The sequence below is a fragment of the Bartonella sp. AA1HLJMS genome (genome assembly GCF_042197445.1).
GTDB lineage: Bacteria > Pseudomonadota > Alphaproteobacteria > Rhizobiales > Rhizobiaceae > Bartonella.
In genome coordinates, this window is the sequence record NZ_JBHIRW010000016.1 from 20,375 (window position 1) to 39,038 (window position 18,664).

Annotated in this window: 15 protein-coding genes; 7 read left to right on the top strand and 8 right to left on the bottom strand. The window is 38.7% G+C overall.

Annotated elements, in window-relative coordinates:
• Nucleotides 1-450 precede the first annotated feature (450 nt).
• From ACFIQE_RS05760 to ACFIQE_RS05775, 4 genes are read right to left on the bottom strand one after another with little or no spacing between them, the layout of a single operon-like run.
• Nucleotides 451-2,547, bottom strand: coding sequence for a glutamine amidotransferase (locus ACFIQE_RS05760; RefSeq protein WP_375707375.1), 2,097 nt, complete (start codon nucleotides 2,545-2,547; stop codon nucleotides 451-453).
• Nucleotides 2,544-5,342: a DUF4159 domain-containing protein gene (locus tag ACFIQE_RS05765; protein WP_375707376.1), complete on the bottom strand. Its 2,799-nt coding sequence runs from the start codon at nucleotides 5,340-5,342 to the stop codon at nucleotides 2,544-2,546. The genes ACFIQE_RS05760 and ACFIQE_RS05765 overlap by 4 nt, the downstream gene beginning before the upstream one ends.
• Complete coding sequence (locus ACFIQE_RS05770; protein WP_375707377.1) at nucleotides 5,339-6,250, bottom strand: DUF58 domain-containing protein; 912 nt, start codon at nucleotides 6,248-6,250, stop codon at nucleotides 5,339-5,341. The genes ACFIQE_RS05765 and ACFIQE_RS05770 overlap by 4 nt, the downstream gene beginning before the upstream one ends.
• Nucleotides 6,251-7,282 (bottom strand): AAA family ATPase, encoded by a 1,032-nt coding sequence (locus ACFIQE_RS05775; protein WP_375612988.1) that lies wholly within the window; start codon nucleotides 7,280-7,282, stop codon nucleotides 6,251-6,253. It abuts the gene before it with no gap.
• A 245-nt stretch (nucleotides 7,283-7,527) separates the two neighbouring features.
• Here ACFIQE_RS05775 and ACFIQE_RS05780 point away from each other — a divergent pair, with 245 nt between their 5' ends.
• Complete coding sequence (locus tag ACFIQE_RS05780) at nucleotides 7,528-8,781, top strand: CCA tRNA nucleotidyltransferase (protein ID WP_375629431.1); 1,254 nt, start codon at nucleotides 7,528-7,530, stop codon at nucleotides 8,779-8,781.
• 452 nt (nucleotides 8,782-9,233) lie between these two features.
• On the opposite strand, the gene ACFIQE_RS05785 is transcribed toward ACFIQE_RS05780, so the two are convergent.
• Entirely contained in the window at nucleotides 9,234-9,710 is a 477-nt protein-coding gene (locus ACFIQE_RS05785) for a tRNA (cytidine(34)-2'-O)-methyltransferase (RefSeq protein WP_375620690.1), read from the bottom strand.
• 726 nt (nucleotides 9,711-10,436) lie between these two features.
• On the opposite strand from ACFIQE_RS05785, the gene petA reads away from it, so the two are divergent.
• The 4 genes from petA (at nucleotide 10,437) to ACFIQE_RS05805 (ending at nucleotide 13,687) form a co-directional block, all read left to right on the top strand.
• The gene (gene petA, locus ACFIQE_RS05790; protein ID WP_375620691.1) at nucleotides 10,437-10,985 is read left to right on the top strand and encodes a ubiquinol-cytochrome c reductase iron-sulfur subunit; all 549 of its coding nucleotides are present in this window, start codon (nucleotides 10,437-10,439) and stop codon (nucleotides 10,983-10,985) included.
• A gap of 4 nt (nucleotides 10,986-10,989) precedes the next feature.
• Nucleotides 10,990-12,246 (top strand): cytochrome bc complex cytochrome b subunit, encoded by a 1,257-nt coding sequence (locus tag ACFIQE_RS05795; protein ID WP_375620692.1) that lies wholly within the window; start codon nucleotides 10,990-10,992, stop codon nucleotides 12,244-12,246.
• A complete protein-coding gene (locus tag ACFIQE_RS05800; RefSeq protein ID WP_375620693.1) occupies nucleotides 12,240-13,136 on the top strand; it encodes a cytochrome c1 in 897 nt (298 codons plus the stop codon). The genes ACFIQE_RS05795 and ACFIQE_RS05800 overlap by 7 nt, the downstream gene beginning before the upstream one ends.
• Nucleotides 13,137-13,246: 110 nt before the next feature.
• Entirely contained in the window at nucleotides 13,247-13,687 is a 441-nt protein-coding gene (locus tag ACFIQE_RS05805) for a PRC-barrel domain-containing protein (protein WP_375611176.1), read from the top strand.
• Between the two features lie 159 nt (nucleotides 13,688-13,846).
• Here ACFIQE_RS05805 and ychF read toward each other — a convergent pair whose 3' ends face one another.
• Entirely contained in the window at nucleotides 13,847-14,950 is a 1,104-nt protein-coding gene (gene ychF / locus ACFIQE_RS05810; protein WP_375636229.1) for a redox-regulated ATPase YchF, read from the bottom strand.
• A gap of 265 nt (nucleotides 14,951-15,215) precedes the next feature.
• Here ychF and ACFIQE_RS05815 point away from each other — a divergent pair, with 265 nt between their 5' ends.
• Entirely contained in the window at nucleotides 15,216-15,959 is a 744-nt protein-coding gene (locus ACFIQE_RS05815; RefSeq protein ID WP_375611178.1) for a L,D-transpeptidase, read from the top strand.
• A gap of 176 nt (nucleotides 15,960-16,135) precedes the next feature.
• Here the strand turns inward: ACFIQE_RS05815 and pth are convergent, their stop codons facing one another.
• Nucleotides 16,136-16,762: an aminoacyl-tRNA hydrolase gene (gene pth, locus ACFIQE_RS05820; protein WP_375612982.1), complete on the bottom strand. Its 627-nt coding sequence runs from the start codon at nucleotides 16,760-16,762 to the stop codon at nucleotides 16,136-16,138.
• A gap of 75 nt (nucleotides 16,763-16,837) precedes the next feature.
• Nucleotides 16,838-17,467: a 50S ribosomal protein L25/general stress protein Ctc gene (locus tag ACFIQE_RS05825; protein ID WP_375611180.1), complete on the bottom strand. Its 630-nt coding sequence runs from the start codon at nucleotides 17,465-17,467 to the stop codon at nucleotides 16,838-16,840.
• Between the two features lie 292 nt (nucleotides 17,468-17,759).
• Here ACFIQE_RS05825 and ACFIQE_RS05830 point away from each other — a divergent pair.
• Nucleotides 17,760-18,664: helicase HerA domain-containing protein (locus tag ACFIQE_RS05830; protein ID WP_375707378.1), on the top strand; the 905-nt coding region annotated here is incomplete at its 3' end.

The following is an 18,664-nucleotide window of genomic DNA, read 5'->3' on the forward strand; positions in this document are numbered from 1 at the left end:
TATCATTGTGTTATACATTCACATATTTGTAAAAAAACATTTCTCAATGTGTTTGAGCTAATTTCACGACCGGTATTTGATGCTATAATAGAAAGCTTCTGTGAACTATATAGGGCTTACTGTACACTACCATCTCTACGCTTATACAAGGTGCAAATAAAAAACATCATACTATTTTCCCCCAATTTTATGAAAATCCTTGCTTTGTTTTAAGAGGATTCATAAGAGGTATTTCACTCTTTTCTTCGATGTTTTCTATCCATACAGCATCTCTTCTAATAATACGCAAGAGAATGTTTTTTTATTGTTTTAATATGAGGATATTGGAAATAAGGAGAATTCCACTGTATTTTGAGTTATAAATCAATACGTTATATAATTATAAAAGACAAGTAAATACGTAAAAAGATAAGCTGAATTTAAAAACTATTATACGAAATCTCAGACTTTTTAACGGCCTTCATAATACCACATGCTGCTCAACAGTAAAAGGCAAGCAAGCAGTGCAAAAAAACCAGAAAATATCGAAAAATAAAAGGTATTGATTAAACGGGTTTCTGTTGCTTCTTTCAGAACAATTGAATGTGTTGGGGAAGAGGACGGACTTGTTTTTGATTGAATCAGCTTAAATGGAGGAAGATGAATGTTTTCTTTTCCTTCAGGGTGTAAACGTCCGATGTAGCCACCAGTGTGCTTAATAATGGGGGCTAGTTTTTCTTGTGTTGAAATCAAGTCAAACAACTCAAGATTATCGAGCATCCCTACAGAAGAAAGTATTGTTAAACCGCCATTTTTAATGTTAAAAATTCCTGTCTCATCAGTGGTCACAGTTGCAGTAAAAAGGCCTTCTTTCTCTTTGGTCAGAGTAATATTTTCTTTTTTTCCAGAGGGAAAGATTATTTCAGCGGGCTCTGGATGCTCTTTAAGGGTTTGGCGGCGAATTGTTAAATGATGATGGCTGCTGGTCGCACTTAATTTTTCTTCCTCAAGTTCTGGTTCTTTCATGAGCCAATGGGCAATACGACGATAAAGAGCAGCATAAGGACCACCGCCTTCGAAACCTCGTGCCCAAAGCCAACTTTCATCAGAAAGCAACATGCCTACACGTCCTTTATCAACATGCGAGAGAAGTAAAAGTGGTTGTTCATCCGCTCCTTTCATGAGGGCGATTCCGTTATTTATGTTTTGAATAGCAATTTGTCGCAACCATTGCCCCCATTGAGAAGCGGGAAGGTTAAGTGTTGCAAGACCCCTTGTGACAGGATGGCGCTCACCTTCTTTGGTTAATGTGGGGCGAAAAGGTTTTTCAATAATAGTTCCATTGGGCAATGCCGGTAGAATGCTTATTAAAGGTGTTTTCGCAAGTGAGTTTTTTTGGGTAAACTCAGGTCCTGTTACCATCAACAATGCACCCCCCTTTTGTACATATTGGGCGATATAATCATAATAGATTAAGGGGAGAACAGTAGAGTGCTGGTAGCCATCAAGGATGATGAGATCAAAGTTATTAATTTCTTCAACAAAGAGTTTTCTTGTGGGAAAGACCACTAGGGATAATTGGCTTGAGGGCGTATTATCTGCTTTGGTGGGGGGACGCAAAATAGTAAAGTGAACAAGATCAATATTGGAGTCACCTTTCAAAAGGTCTCGCCATGTCCGTTCTCCATTATAAGGAGCACCTGAAATAAGAAGAACGCGTAAATTTTCTCTGATTCCTTCAATAATTGTTATGGCGCGGTTGTTTTCAAAGCTTAGTTCACCTTTGTGTGGATCAGTTATAACTTGGATAATATTTTTTTCAGCATGAGGAAGGGTAATTTCAGTTTGAAAAATCACGCCAGGAGTTACAGAATAATGGCCAATGTCTTGTCCATTGACGCTTAGTGTAATATTTGCTTTCTGTGATATTATTTTTTTGGCGGGGCCTTTATCTTCTACCAAAATGGAGAGCGTTTGTGGTTTGTTGACAAGGGCAAAGCGTGGAGGAGAAATAAACTTGATTTGGCGATCAAATTCATCTGAGTATCCTGTAATCAGGGCATTGAGAGGTGCTTCATGATGAAGGTCTGATAGGTCAGGGATGTCATGCACTTGTCCATCGGTGATAAAAATGGTTCCTGCATAACGAGAGAGCGGTACATCAGATACTGCTTGTGTTAAAGTCTCAAACAAATTCGTTGAGGGCGCATATTGATTATCAGCAAGTTTTCCAGCTTCAATAAAACGTGGTTCAAATTGTGGATAATGCGCCAGTGTTTCGACTAATTGCCTGCGCGCTTCATCACTATCATTTGTACGTGTTCCAAATGATTGGCTTTTGCTGCGGTCAATGACAATGCCTACTGTGCTTTTCAGTGGTTCGCGCTGTTCTTTTATGATCATTGGATTGAGCAAAGCAAGGATAAGGGCGCTTAATGCCATCAGACGAAATAAAGAACCTTGCCGTTGCGTAACAAGACCAACAACGACAAAAAGAATCGATATTCCGCTTAAGAGCAGAATCCAAAAGAGTGGTAAAAAAGGCTGAAAAGTGAAAAATGATATCATTGCCTTCTTTCTCTTTTAAAGCGTTCCAAGAGTGCTGGAACATGCACTTGATCCGCTTTATAGTTTCCTGTAAGCACATAAAGGACAATATTTAAACCTGCACGAAATGCCCATAGACGTTGCATTGGATCATTGGGAACAAGGGGATATTTCCATGCCCCTTTTTCATCAAGTGCCCAAGCCCCAGCAAAGTTATTTGCGGTGATGAGAAGGGAGCTTACGTTATCGCCGTTGGCAAGAGAGTTTTTATTTTTTTTGTTTGTTGATGAGGATTCAACCCATAAAGGTGAACCACGGTAGAGACCAGGAAAATCTGGCATAATATAAAAAGAACGTGCAACAACATGATCTGTTGATGCTGGCTCAATGGATGGAATATTTAACTCTTTTAAGATATCTCGTAATCTTTGCGTTTCTGGAGTAGCGTCTCCTTCAAGATTAAGATTGCTCTTTATCTGATCGCGCGTGTCAAATAAAATTGTTCCCCCATGTTTCATAAAGTTATTTATTTTTTCAAGGCTTTGGGGGGGGGGTATAGGACTCTTAACATCAATTGGCCAGTAAATAAGAGGATAAAAAGAGAGTTCATCTTTATCGAGATCAAGTGCTGTAACAGAGCCAAGGGTAAGCATTGTGCGCTCTGCGATAAATTGACTTAACGCTTCTAGACCACTTTTACTCGTTGTATCAATTTCATGATTATTGGTTATAACATAGGCAAGATGTGTTGCGCCAGCAGCTTGTACACTATCATGATGATTTTCTTTCGTTTGTGCATGAAGAGTTGGATCATATGAAAACAAGGCAATAAGACTTATAAAGGGGACGAGAAACATATTACGCCGTTTCATGAAAGAAAAAATATCTCCCATCCATAAAATGAGAAAATTGTCAAAGGCGAATAATAAGATGGCTAATCCTAAAAGTGGACCGATAAGATTTTTTTCTTTTGTATCGTAAGATAAAGGGCTTTTATTAAGAGAAGTTGGCAATGATGATTGTTTCATCAAGTGCGACGAATGAGTTAAGAGATTGAGTGCATAAAAATTGTTTTTGGCACCATAAAGTCCTGGGGGAGTATGGTAGGAAGGATGGGGTGGATTTTGAGAGTCAAAGATCAAAGGAACAACATCAGAGGGTGGTACTTGTAATTGTCCGTCAACGGCTATAGTTCGCCAAGGGTTTTGTATCACTGTTCTTTTTTCTCTGTGTGTTAGGTTTGTGTTTTCGTTAGAACCTAATGTGATTAATTTTTGCAGCATTTGTGCAAAAAAGCCAGAAAGAGGAAGGTTAGACCATGTTGGGTCAGGAGCAACATGAATGAGAATGAGGGTTCCTTTACCACGTTTTGCTGCGGTAACAAGAGGAGTTCCATCCGAAAGGCTAAGCCACGTTTTTTCAAAAAGATCTGGGGTTGGTTCTGCGAGGATTTGGCGCGAGACAGTAACATCTCCTGGAAAGGGAAGACCAAAGAAAAAGCTATTTTTTGCAAAAGGGGCAAGCTTTTGTGGTTTTGTCCAAGACATAATACTTCCAAGGGAACGTTGACCTGGGCGCAGTGGTATCGGAAGAAGGTTATCGTAATGTTCTGCGCTACTGAGTTTTTCTCCTGCAAAGCGGATGAGTGTTCCCCCTTTATTCACAAAATCAGAAAGTTTTTTTTCTGCTTTTGGGGGTATGTTAACAATGTCACCCGTAATCAAAACAGATGGATTTTGTTTAAGCAAATGATCAATATCCGTTGAAAGTTCTCTTCCACCGGCTGTTATAAGCTGTGTATGACCTTGTAAGGCTTTGATAATGTAATAAAATGGAGCAAGTAAAGGCTGTGCCATTTCATTGGTATCGGGTGAGAGAAGAGCAACACGGCTTATCCTGTTATGGCTATCTACCAAGAAGGTTGCAGCAGCATGGTTTTGATTGTTTATTTTTATCCAAGCGATATCATTGCGTAGTTCAAGTGGTACATTAAAAGGAACAAGTGCTGTTGTTTCTCCTTCAGAGAAATTGTTCGTAAATTGACCGAGAAGTTGATTATTTGAATCGTAAAGGCTGAGTATAGCGGGAGTATTACTGTGTGTTGTTGAGCGGATAATACGCGCGCCCATGTTTCCATTGTTATTTTCTATGGATGTTATGCCGGTTAAATCGGAAATATCAGTCAAATACCACAAGAAGTTTCTAGGTTTTAATTCTTCAAGAAGAGCAAAAGCTTGCTCATCTTCATTTGTTTGTAATCCATCACTTAAATAAGCAATATCAAGAGGTTTTCCTTTGGTTCTTTCGCTGAGTTTTTTGAAGGCATGCACACGGTTGACAGGCCAAGGACGCGGTTGCAAATGCATTAAATGCTGTTTTATAATCTTGGCTGGTTGGGGCTCTATATTGGAGATATCATGTTCAGCCGTTGCAACAAGATAAATATTTTTTTGCTGTTTTTCTGCCTGTGCAAGGAGCATTTCAGCGATAGAGATGCGCTGTTTCCATTCTTTTACAGAAACCCAACCATTATCAATAATGAGTGCAAGGGGTTGAGATCCGGAAAAGCTTATTGGTTTTTGATTCCAAGTGGGCCGTGCTAGAGCTATGATAACAAGTGCCGCTATGGTTAAACGCAACAAGAGCAACCACCAAGGTGTATGTTTTGCTGTTTCTTGTTGATGAGTTGGTTTGGGTAAGAAGCGAAAAGGGGGAAAAAGCTCTTTACGCGGAGATGGAGGAGTTATCCGCAACAGCCACCAAATGACCGGTAGGAACAAAAGCCCTAGTAACAGAAAGGGAGCAGCAAAACTCAAAGTGCCCTCCTTTTTTGCAATGGAGAGTCGCTCATTGTATTTGCAAGATGAAAAATGGTCTCTGTTAAAGGTTGATCTGTTGTACTAACGTGATAAGACCATCCTTGGCGTGCGCAAAAATTTACCAATTCTTGTCGCCTTGCGTGATATAGTTTACAATAGCTCTTACGAAGATCTTCTGCTTTAGTGGAAACATGTTTCTCTTTCGTTTCAGGATCCAAAAATTCTGTGTGACCTGTGTAGGGAAAGCTTTCTTCTGCGGGATCAGAAATTTCAATTAAATGCGCTGTCACTTGTTTTGTAGTTAAAACGGTTAAATATTGGATGATTTTTTCAGGATAGTCGAGAAAATCACTCATTATAATGACATGTGAAAAGCGTGTAATCGTTGAAAAATCCGGAAATAAATTTTCATCTGAATGATTTTCTAAAGCAAAGGCTATGCGTTCTACGACATTGGATGTCATTGTGGGGGACATTAAGTTAGGAATAGCAATATGTTCGCCACTGCGTGCAAGAAGGGATGCCAAGGTAAGGGTAAGAAGAGTGGCATGATTACCTTTAGAGATTTTAGAAAAGCGGGAACAGTAATGCATTGATGCGCTCTGATCAGGACAAAGCCAAACGGTTTGTGTCATTTGCCATTCGTGTTCACGGAGATACGTATTTTCATCACGCGCTGAGCGACGCCAATCAATGCGGGTAATGGATTCTCCTTCCATATAGGGACGAAATTGCCAAAAGTTTTCCCCATTACCGCTTTTACGTTGTCTATGCCACCCGGTTATCAATGTATTAGCGATATGACGCGCTTGTAAAAGGAAATATGGCATTTTGCCAGTATCCTTATGCAGTTCATTTGCCAGCGACAATGGAGGCTTTTGTAAAACTTTTTTGCCAAGTGCCATTCAAAGAGCATCTTTCACAAGGTTATTGATAATATCTTTTACGGTTATATCTTCAGCACGGGCAGAAAAATTAAGAGCCATGCGGTGTTGTAATACAGGATAGGCCAATGCTTCAACATCATCAAGTGAAGGGGCTAAGCGTCCATAATAAAGAGCACGGGCGCGAACACAAAGTGAAAGGGCTTGTGATGCCCGTGGACCAGGTCCCCAAGAAACATAAGTATTAGCAAGGCTATTGTCTTTATGAGGGCGAGATGAGCGGACAATTTTTAAAATAGCTTCGATCACACTTTCTGAAAGAGGCATTTTGCGAACGATATTTTGAATTTTTTGCAATTTTTTGCCGGATAAAATTGGTTTTGCATTTGATTTTTTTTCTTTTGTTGTTTCTAAAATAATCCGTCGCTCTGTTGTGAGGTCAGGATAGTCAATATCGATTTGCATCAAAAAGCGATCCAGTTGTGCTTCAGGAAGTGGATAGGTCCCTTCTTGTTCAAGAGGATTTTGCGTTGCAAGAACATGAAAAGGTTGTGGCAAATCATAACGGTTACCTGCAACAGTAACATGATATTCTTGCATAGCTTGTAAAAGGGCTGACTGTGTCCGTGGGGAAGCACGATTGATTTCATCGGCCATGAGAAGTTGCGTAAAAATAGGACCTTGAATGTACCGAAAAGAACGTTTACCGTCTTTATCGGAATCCATAATTTCAGAACCAATAATATCCGATGGCATTAAGTCAGGAGTGAATTGGATGCGTTTTTCATCAAGCCCTAAGACTGTTCCCAATGTTTCAACAAGACGTGTTTTTGCAAGTCCTGGAGCACCGACAAGAAGGGCGTGACCACCAGCAAAAATAGCGATTAAAGCATATTCGATTACCTGATTTTGCCCAAAAATAACTTTGTCAATTTCTTTTTGTAAAATATCCAATTCTTTGTGTGCCGTATCAATATCATCAATAATGACTTGAGCTTCATGATTGATATTGACCTTTTTTATAGAATTGGATGATGGATCATGTTGACTCATATTTCTTCCTTAAGGCGTTTGTCGCAAAAATGGTAATTTTCTCTGCATGATAATGGATATCTTATTGTTTGTAACAGAAAATGAGAAGAAATGAAGTATCATATGCCGTTTTTTTTCATATTCGTATAGAAGAGAAAAGTTTCTTTGGAAGAATAGACGTGCTTTATAAGGGATGTCTTAAAAAATTTGTTTTATGAAGAGAGTTTTTTAAAGCAATGAAGACAACTTTTTTGAAAGGTTAAAGGGTGAATATAAGACAGAACTTCAAACAGGTTGCGTGGTTACAACAAAGTGATATCCAAACACTTCTTCGTGTTTTGTCTGTGGAGGGGGAAGAGGCGCGTATTGTAGGGGGAGCAGTGCGCAATCAACTGCTAGGGCAGCCTATTAGTGATATTGATATTGCAACAACCTGTTTGCCGCAACAGGTTATTGCACGTGTAGAAGAAGCAGGATTTAAAGCTATTCCTACAGGGATTGCTTTTGGTACAATAACAGTAGTTGCTCATTCATGTTCTTATGAGGTTACAACGCTTCGCTGCGATATTGAAACAGATGGTCGTCATGCAAAAGTGGCATTTGGTCGTGATTGGAAAAAAGATGCTGAACGGCGAGATTTTACGATAAATGCGCTTTATTGTGATGCTGCTGGCAACCTTTATGATGATGTGGGAGGTTTGAGTGATATTGTTAGCCGAACAGTTCGTTTTATTGGGGTTGCAGAAGATCGTATTTGCGAAGATTATTTGCGTATTTTACGGTTTTTTCGCTTTTTTGCGTGGTATGGAGCAGGGCGACCTGATGTGCAAGGATTGAAGGCATGTGTTCGTTTAAAACATGGTTTAAAAAAACTTTCTTCTGAACGTATTTGGGCAGAAATGAAAAAGCTTCTTGCGGCGTTTGATCCAACGCGTGCTCTTTTATGGATGCGACAAAGCAGAATTTTGGCACTCATTTTTCCTGAAACAGAACGATGGGGCATTGATGCAATTCACGCATTGGTGAAGACAGAACAGGCTCTTGGTTGGAAAGTTGATCCATTGTTACGGCTAGAAAGCCTTCTTCCTCCTGATCCCATGCGTCTTCATGAAATGGCACAGCGCTTGCGTTTTTCTCTTAAGGAAACAACGCGATTAAAAGAATGGGCGGAGTTAGAAATAATAAACCAAAACTGTTCTGATCATTTTGTGCAAAAACTGATTTATTTTCATGGACGACAGCCAGTTTTAGATCAATTATCGTTGTCTGTCGCTGCATCACATCTTGATCATCTGGAAAAAAGTGATGCTTTGCAAAAAGCAGAGGGTTATGTCAAGCTTTATCAATTTGCCAAAAAATGGCAAATTCCAACTTTTCCCATTAATGGTAACGATTTAATAAAGAAAGGTTTTACGAAAGGTGTACTTTTAGGAAAAAAGCTTAAAGAGCTAGAAATGATATGGATTGAAAGCGGATTTTTAATGGATCGTCATGCACTATTAGAAAAAATTGATTTATAATATTTCTGTTTATAAACTCACTGTTGTTTATATTTTTTAAGTCAACATATTAATTTATAATAATCATTATTCATGTAAAATAAGAGTTCACAATATTGTAAGGTTATTTCAAACCTGTTCATATTACATCAATCAAAGTTATTGCCTTACACGTCACAAGTGAGGCAAAATGATTACAGAGAGGAAAAATGTCTCTTATGAATCATCTCAAAGATAAGGATTCTCGAAAATGAGAACGAATAAAGAGAATAGTGGTAGCGGTTTGCACCTTGTATGACCATAAAGAGGGGGATGTTCACTGGATTTTTACTATGAGGTGATATGAAATGGATGTGATGGGCACTAAGAAATGTTTATTTTAACAGCACTTAATGGTTGGAAAATGATAGGCATTATACGCTCTAACTGTTCTTTATATGTTGTATTATTGTTTTTCGTGATAATTTATGTTTTTATAGATTACAGTTTTTTTCATGATAACCAATTTGGCGTAATGCTTCTCCTGTTGTTATGGCTACGCTCATGGCGAGATTGAGAGAGCGTGCCTGTGGTTGCATGGGAATTTTCAATGTGTAATCGGCCGCTTCATGAACATAATTGGGAACGCCAGCTGTTTCACGACCAAAAAGTAAAACATCATTTCTTTGATAGCATATCTGCGTATAGCATGTTTTTGCTTTTGTACTTAAAAGCAATAGGCGGCGGTTAAAGTGTTTCATGGAGCTTATAAAATGTTGCCAATCAATGTGTCGTTCTAAGGAAGCATATTCGAGATAATCCAATCCTGCGCGTTTGAGATTACGATCCGACAGATTAAAGCCTGCAGGTTCAATAATGTGCACATGTAAACCAAAGCAAGCGCTAAGACGTAAAATCGTTCCAGTATTACCAGCAATATCAGGTTGGAAAAGAGCTATATGAAGTGTCATGTTCTCTGTAATATGATTTTTCTTTCGACTTTGTAAAGAAGCACCACAATTTATTCGAAAAATATGCTTTGAGAAATACATGTTTTTTATGGTTCATTTTTATTCCCTTTAAATTTCAGGGAAAAAGTTATGTATACAGGTCTGTTTGGGATCAGAGAGAAGCTCCCTATTAGGGACTTCTTTTTATTGAGCAATCCATGAAATGAATTGGCTCATTATGTTGAAAAGTGGGATATTTAATGAGGTTAGATCATCAATTTTAATTAAAATCAACAAAATATGCTTTTTATGCAAAAACAGAAGCGAAAAAAATACTCATGCAACCAGTTGGAATTGAGGGAGGGAGAGATGCTGTAAATGTGTTAAAGAAATAACCGATAAGCTCAACTTGTTTACTGAGATATGGTCATAACAAGACTATGTTTCTTTCTTTAGAAGTGTTTATTTACATGCTATCTCTGATTTTCACGGGCGGGGGAGTAATTTTGATTGATTAATATGAATAGGTTTGAAATGAAAAAACCTTACGGTGTTTAGGGATTTCATTCACTCTGTAAAACGATGAATTATCATTATAAAACAGTTTTTTGTATAAACCATACAAATGGCAGGAGTTTTTTACGGGGATGTTTTTATGGTTGAGGTAACGGAGTGATCAAGCATTGTACAATGGGAGAGGGTATGGTAAAAGAATATTTTAGCAAAGTGTCTCTTTAAGTTAAGTCCATGGGTGAGCAAACGAGGCGGGATTTTCTGTTTTTGGTAACAGCTGTTGCAGGAGCAGTTGGAATGGGAGCGGTTGTGTGGCCTTTTATCCGTCAGTTGCGTCCAGATGAAGCTGTTTTGGCATCTTCCTCTGTTGAGGTTGATCTTTCTGGTATTGAAGAGGGGATGTCAGTAACGGTAAAGTGGCGAGGACAGCCTGTTGTTATTCGAAATCGTACGGCAAAAGAAATTGCTGATGCGCGCGCTACTGAATTGAGACTTCTAAAAGATCGTCAAGCGCGCAATCCTAATCTTGAAGGTGAAAAGGAAGCAACAGATTTTGCGCGTTCAGCAGGTAAAGGACGTGAAAATTGGCTTATTGTTATTAATCTTTGTACGCATCTAGGCTGTGTAACACTTGGGCAATCGGGTAAATTTGGAGGATGGTTGTGCCCCTGTCATGGGTCTGTTTATGATACTGCTGGAAGAGTGCGGTCAGGTCCAGCTAACTATAATTTGACTATTCCACCTTACCAATTTCTTTCTGATACTTTGCTCAAAATAGGATAAAGTCATGATAAGGTTTCCTCCTTATTGTCCTAAAAGTGCTCTTGCCCGTTGGTTTGATAAGCGTTTTCCTCTTCCTCGTTTTTTTTATAATGCATTTGTGATTTTTCCTGTTCCGCGTAATCTTAATTACTTTTACACATTTGGCGGTATTTTAACCATTATGCTTTTATCACAGCTCTTGACTGGTATTGTCTTGGCTATGCATTATGTTCCGGATATTCATTTGGCTTTTGAAACTAGTGAACGATTTCGGCGTGAAGGGCAGTTTGGTTGGCTTTTTCGTCCATGGCATTGTGTAGGCTCTTCGTTTTTTTTTATTGCTGTTTATATCCATTTAGCACGTGGACTTTATTATGGTTCTTATAAAAATATGCGAGAAATGGTATGGGTTACAGGTATTTTTATTTATATCATCATGATGGCAATAGCATTTTTGGGTTATGTGCTTGTTTGGGGGATGATGTCTATTTCAGCGGCTTCAGTGATTGCAGGGCTTTTAAAAACGATACCTTTGGTGGGGACATGGTTGCATGAGACACTTCTGGGTGGTTATGTCGTAGGACAACCAACGTTGAATCGTTTTTATGTTTTCCATTATGTTTTATCATTTGTTTTGCTTCTTTTTGTGGGGCTGCATATTTGGGCAATTCATTGTGTTGGGCAAGGCAATCCAACAGGTCTTGCTATACAATCAGATAAGGAAACGGTTCCATTTTCGCCTTATGCGCTTATCAAAGATATTCTTGCTATTACTGTTTTTCTCATCTTCTTTGCCTGGTTTTTGTTTTATATGCCCGATTATATGGGGCAGGCTGAAAATTATAGTGTAGCAGATCCTTTAAAGGCACCTCTTCGTGTGGTTCCAGAATGGTATTTTTTGCCTTTTTATGCGATGCTTCGTGCTATAACTTTTGATATCGGTATTTTCTCTTCAAACTTTGTTGGCTTTGTTTTATTCGTCAGTTCGATTTGCGTTTTAATTTTTGTGCCATGGTTAGACCGCTCTAAAATATGTTCAGCAAGATATCGACCTATTTATAAAATTTTCTTTTGGGCGTTGGTTATTGATGTCGTTTTTCTTGGTTGGTTGGGGTCAAGAGAAATAAGTGACAAAATTCTTTTATGGACACAATTGGCTACGGTTTATTATTTTATATTTTTTTTGGTTATTTTGCCGATTTTGCCAGCGTTTGAAAAAAATTGTTCTCTTCCTTCTTCAATTATGCAAGATTTAAAACAGAAAAAAAAGAGACTATGGTAAATGTTTTTGTTGGGTTGGTTGTTATTGTTGCTATGAGTTTTTCTGCTCAGAGTTTAGCGAGTGATGCCTCTGATCAGGAAGAGGGATTTATTTCCTTTCCTTTACAGATTCCTAAAAAACAAGAATGGAGTTTTTCAGGTCCATTTGGGCTTTATGATAAGGCGCAATTGAGGCGTGGATTAAAGGTTTATAAACAAGTTTGTTCCAGCTGCCATGGGCTAAAATATGTGGCTTTTCGTAATTTAAAAGATCTTGGGTATGATCAAGAACAGATAAAAGCTTTGGCGGGGCAATATGAAGTGTGCGATGGTCCTAATCGAGAAGGAAAATTTTTTAAACGTGCTGGGGTTGCAACGGATTATTTTCCTTCTCCCTTTTCACATGAAGAAGAAGCAAGATTTATTTTGAATAGTGCTTATCCTCCAGATTTGACATTGATGGCACGTGCACGTGGGGTATCTTTGCCGTTTCCTGCTTTAATTACTGATGCATTGACTCATTATGATACAGCTGGTCCAGATTATATTACAGCTCTTTTAACAGGATATCAGAAGGCACCGAAGGAGATAAAAATTTTGAATGGTTATTGGTATAATCCTTATTTTATTGCCGGTAATTCTTTAACTATGGCTCCTCCTTTGAGTGATGGTATGGTTACTTATGAAGATGGAACCCCAGAAATCATTGAACATTATGCGCGCGATGTTTCTGCTTTTTTGATGTGGGCTGCCGATCCTCATATGGAAATTCGTAAAAAAACCGGTTTTCGTGTTATTTTATTTTTAATCATTTTTGCAGGGTTTGTTTATATTTTAAAAAATCGTATTTGGTGTCGTTTAGAAGAAGAATTAGAGAAAGAAATAAAAGACGAAATAAAGAGAAAAGGGTAAAGTGATAAGGCTCAAAAGAGTATAGAGTATAAAGAGCATAAGGAACAAATCTTTTTATGATGCATTGAGGTTTTATAAAGTAAAAGCAAAGTAAAAATGGAGATGTTAAAATGAAAAAAATTGCATGTACTACTCTTATGTCAATTTTGATGGTTTCTAGTACTTATGCTCAGTCTTTTGAAGTGCCTTCAAAACCTGAAATGATCTCTTCGACGGGTATTGTACAGGTGGGGATAGATAAGTCTGTGCGTTATGTGACACCTTTAGCAACGGATTTTGTTGCTTCCAGTCTTATAGGCGCCAATGTATATAATATAGAAGATGAAAATATTGGTGAAGTAAAAGATATTATTTTGCGTGAAAATAATATTGCAGGATTTGTTATTGCTGTTGGTGGTTTTCTTGGCATAGGCGAGAGTTATGTGGTCGTTTCTCCAGAAACAATCCAGATGACAAATGATTATGGTAAATGGAAACTCATTACAAATGCAACAAAAGATTCTTTAAAGAACGCTCCAACATTTAAATACGAAGGGCGTTGGACACGCTAATTTTATATTTCTATTCTTTAATGGATCAAGCTGTTGCTATCACAATCATATGCTAGCAACAGTTTTTTTGTTCTAAAAACTCTTGAGAATTTTTGCGACAAGATTCCAAGGAGCGATTACCAAAGTTTTCAAGATAAACTATTAAGACAGAGTGAAGATTTAAGTATTATGTTTAAATAACATGATATCGCCATCTTGCACAATGTATTCCTTTCCTTCATCGCGGGCTTTTCCTGCTTCCTTTGCACCGCTTTCTCCACCCAGAGCAATATAGTCATTATAGCTGATGGTTTGGGCACGAATGAAACCGCGCTCAAAATCTGAATGAATAACACCAGCTGCTTGGGGAGCTTTTGTACCACGCGTAATTGTCCATGCTCGCGTTTCCTTAGGCCCACAGGTGAAGTAAGTAATGAGATCAAGTAAATGGTAACCAGCGCGAATGAGGCGATTGAGACTCGGTTCAAAGAGTCCTAGCGCATTGAGATATTCTGATGCTTCAGCATCACTCAGTTGTGTAATTTCCGCTTCGATAGAAGCAGAAATGATAATGCTTTGCGCATTTTGCTCTGTTGCCATTTTTTCAACTGTTTGGGTAAAGCTATTTCCACGAGCGGCGTCATTTTCGCTTACATTACAAACATAAAGTACAGGCTTGGAGGTTAAAAGATTCAAACTCTTAAGAATGTGGTGTTCATCGGAAGAAATATCTTTGAGTAATAACCGGACAGGGTTTCCCTGTTGCAGTATGTTTAATGCTTTTTCCATAATAGGTAAAATTGTGAGAGCTTCTTTGTCTTTTCCGGTTGCTCGTTTACGGATTTGTATGATTCGTCTCTCAAGACTTTCAAGATCCGCAAGCATGAGTTCGGTTTCAACCGTTGTCGCATCACAAAAAGGATCAATACGTCCCTCTACATGGGTAATATCTTCATTTTGAAAACAGCGTAAAACGTGGACAATGGCATCGACTTCGCGAATATTGGCTAAAAACTTGTTTCCTAAACCTTCGCCTTTTGAAGCTCCTCGCACAAGCCCCGCAATATCGACGAAGTTAATGCGTGTAGGAATCATTTCTTTTGAACCAGCGATTGATGCAATTTTTTCCATTCGTAAATCTGGAACAGCAACTTCTCCGGTATTGGGTTCAATGGTACAAAAAGGATAATTGGCAGCCTGTGCAGTGGCTGTTTTTGTTAATGCATTAAAAAGAGTTGATTTCCCGACATTAGGTAATCCGACAATACCGCATTTAAAGCCCATGAGAGTCTTTCTTTTCTATTAATTTTATGGTCAAGATAAAGCTTCCTTTTTATAGCATATTTTCAGAAGAGTTATAGTCCTGGTCTTGCGATAAGTGAGAAAAAAGTCTAAAGTAATAGGTATCTACTTTTTTACCTTAGTTCTTCTTACCTTATTGTTCTCCTTAGTTACAAGGATAAGAAAACTTCGAATTAATGTTAATATTGTGCTAAGTTTTTCATGGTATGCAAATCTGCATAAATAATTAATCGGAGAAAATAGAAGAGTGTTATCTCGTTGTGCCTTTTTAATTGCAGCACTTTTGGCTTTGGCTGGATGTGCTACACGTCAGTCAGATATGTCATCGGTACCTTTTCAACAAGTTCGATACATTCCACCAGAAATACAGGCTTTGTATGGTCCTGTAACGAATGAGACCTATTCGTTACCTGCTGTTGATCTTGCGACAATTGATCCAAAATATTGGCGACAAGAGGTGATTTATTATACATCTTATGCGCCTGGAACATTGGTTATAGATACGCAAGAGTGTTTTCTTTACCTTATTGGTGAAAATGGAAAAGCTTTGCGTTATGGGATTGGTGTCGGTAAAGAAGGCCTAGCATTTGAAGGTGAGGGGGTTATACAGCGCAAGCGTCGGTGGCCAAATTGGGCTCCTACTGCAGCTATGATGGCTCGAGAACCAGAACGTTATGGTCATCTTGGGAAAGGAATGCCACCAGGGCCCGATAATCCATTAGGTGCGCGGGCACTTTATTTGTTCAAAAATGGGAAAGATACACTTTTCCGTATTCATGGCTCACACGAATCGTGGTCAATTGGGCGTGCTATTTCAAGTGGGTGTATCCGTTTGCTTAATCAAGATATTATCGATCTTTATGATCGTGTTCCCATTGGTTCGCGTGTTGTGGTATTGCAAAACAATAGGAGTATTCCTACAGTTTATAGTCAACAATCAAATGGTTACGATCCGCTACAGTCGACCATTCAGCCAAATGATTTTTTTTAATTTAGGGGAGAAGATTGGAGAGAGCTGTGTTTGCTGTTCAATCTTCTCTTTCTCTCAAAAGAGAATATAAGCCTTTCTTTTTCAAAGGTGTATACAAGCTTGTATTCTGTTCTATTTTCTAGCTTCTCACGTTGCCAACAGATTTTGCCTTTGAGAAAGTTTATAAGAGGATTTTTTTAAGAGTTTTTATTCATATTCTTCACGCGACTGGGACACGCAAGCCAATGGTTCTGATTGTGTTTTATCGTTTGTGAAACTTCATTCATAAAGAGGGATTTATCATCTTTTATAAGGAGAGCGATATTTTTTGCAATTGTCTCTAAGAGAGGGGATAACCATTCTTGATCAGATTTGGTAAAATTTCCCAGGACATGCTGATGAACAAGTTCTTTGCTTCCAGGATGACCAATTCCTATGCGTATACGACAATAGTCAGTACCACAATGGGCATCAATAGACTTAATGCCATTATGCCCATTATGTCCTCCACCAATTTTTATACGAACTTTCCCCGGTGACAGGTCTAGTTCATCATAAATGATGATCAAATTCTTTAAATCTAATTTATAAAATCGCAAAGCTTCACCGATAGCTTGACCAGAAAGATTCATGAAAGTTTGTGGTTTTATAAGAAAAATTTTCTCATTATTTATGAAACCATTGGAGATTTCTGCTTGAAACTTCTTTGACCATGGAGAAAAAGAGAAGGACTGATAAATGGCATCAACAGCCATAAAACCGATATTATGGCGGTTATTTTGATATTGTAAACCAGGATTGCCAAGACCAGCAATAAGCCACATGTGTATCTTCAGTCAAAGTATGAGTAAGGGTAATGTCTCATAAATTAAGGCGGAAAAATTCCCGCCTTTTGAGTTTTATGAAGTTTGTGTGTCTTCTTCATCATTTTCTTGTTCAGAAGTTTCATCGCTGACATCCATGCCAGCAGGAGCTGCAATGGTTGCAATGGTAAAGTCTCGATCTTGGATGATGGGAGTCACATCTTTTGGCAGTTGCACTGCTGAAATGTGAATAGAATCACCAATAGAGTAGCTGGAGAGATCAATTTCAATAGCTTCAGGAATAGCACTTGCTGGAGCTGTACATTCAATTTCGTGCCGAACAATATTGAGGACACCACCCTTTTTAAGTCCAGGTGCCGTATCTTCATTGAGGAAGTGGACAGGAATATTCACTTCTACAACGGATTTTGCTGAAATGCGCAAAAAGTCTACATGGAGGGGAAAGTCACGCACGGGATCTAATTGATAATCTTTTGGCAAAACCATAATTTTTTGCTTGTCAAGAATAATCGTTGCAATGGTGGTGCGAAAGCCACCAGCATGAATTTTGTAGAAAATTTCTTTATAGGGAACTGTTATTGCCAAAGGTGGTTGTTTTTCACCATAAATGACAGCAGGAATAAGACCGTTGCGGCGAAGTTCACGGGAGGACCCCTTACCAACCCGCTCGCGTTTTTCGGCCTTAAGAGTGTAGCTTTTGCTCATAATTTAAGTCCTTTTTACATGATTGGAGATCCTTCAAAAACAGTAATAGTTTTTGCATGGATATGAAGATATGCGCTAACCAACAGCGATCACTCCATTCTGCGTTGCCTCCAAGGGTGTCTACGCAGAAGTTTGTTCTATAGTTCAAACTATTCATAGATGCAAGAGTTGTGGGAAAAATCGATGATTTCTACCGTTAAAAAGGAGGAAATGTTACAAATTACGGTGTGGATGGAGAATCAACCAATATGTGCTGGCGCTGATATGTTCAAAATCAAACACTGGAGATGTTATGAAGGTTGAGATTGCCTTGGGTGAGATGTCAGAGAGTCGTGCTTTGCATAAATCGATGCCAGCACTTCTTGATTTGGAAGAATTATTGGCGACACGTCTTCTTGTACAAGGTAATTCTGGTTCAGGGAAATCACATCTTTTACGCCGTCTTCTGGAGCAAAGTGCTAAGTGGGTGCAGCATTGTGTAATTGATCCAGAAGGCGATTTTGTAACTTTGGCAGATAAATTTGGTCATGTTATTGTAGAGGCTCAACGTAGTGAATTAGAGTTGACTCGTATTGCCCATCGCATTCGACAACATCGAGTTTCAGTGGTATTTAATCTTGAAGGCTTGGATACTGAACAACAGATGCGTGCTGTTGGGGCTTTTCTTGGGGCACTGTTTGATGTGGAACGTGATTATTGGTATCCTATGCTTGTCGTTGTCGATGAAGCACAATTGTTTGCTCCAACTGCGGCAGGAGAAGTTTCTGATGAAGCGCGTAAAATTTCTTTGAGCGCTATGACCAATCTTATGTGTCGAGGACGTAAACGTGGTCTTGCTGGTGTTATTGCGACACAACGTTTGGCTAAGCTTGCCAAAAATGTTGCTGCGGAAGCTTCAAACTTTTTAATAGGGCGGACTTTTTTAGATATTGATATGGTGCGCGCTGCTGATCTTTTGGGAATGGAGCGTCGCCAAGCGGAAATGTTTAGAGATCTTGAACGGGGAAATTTTATAGCTTTAGGCCCTGCTTTATCACGACGTCCCTTACCAATCATTATCGGTTCTGTTGAAACTTTGGCACGCTCTTCTAGTCCTAAATTAATGCCACTTCCAACAGAGCGGGATGATGTGCAAGAGCTCGTTTTTACTGCTTCACCAGAGGAAATTTTAACGCCATTTAAACAAACACGAGAGCC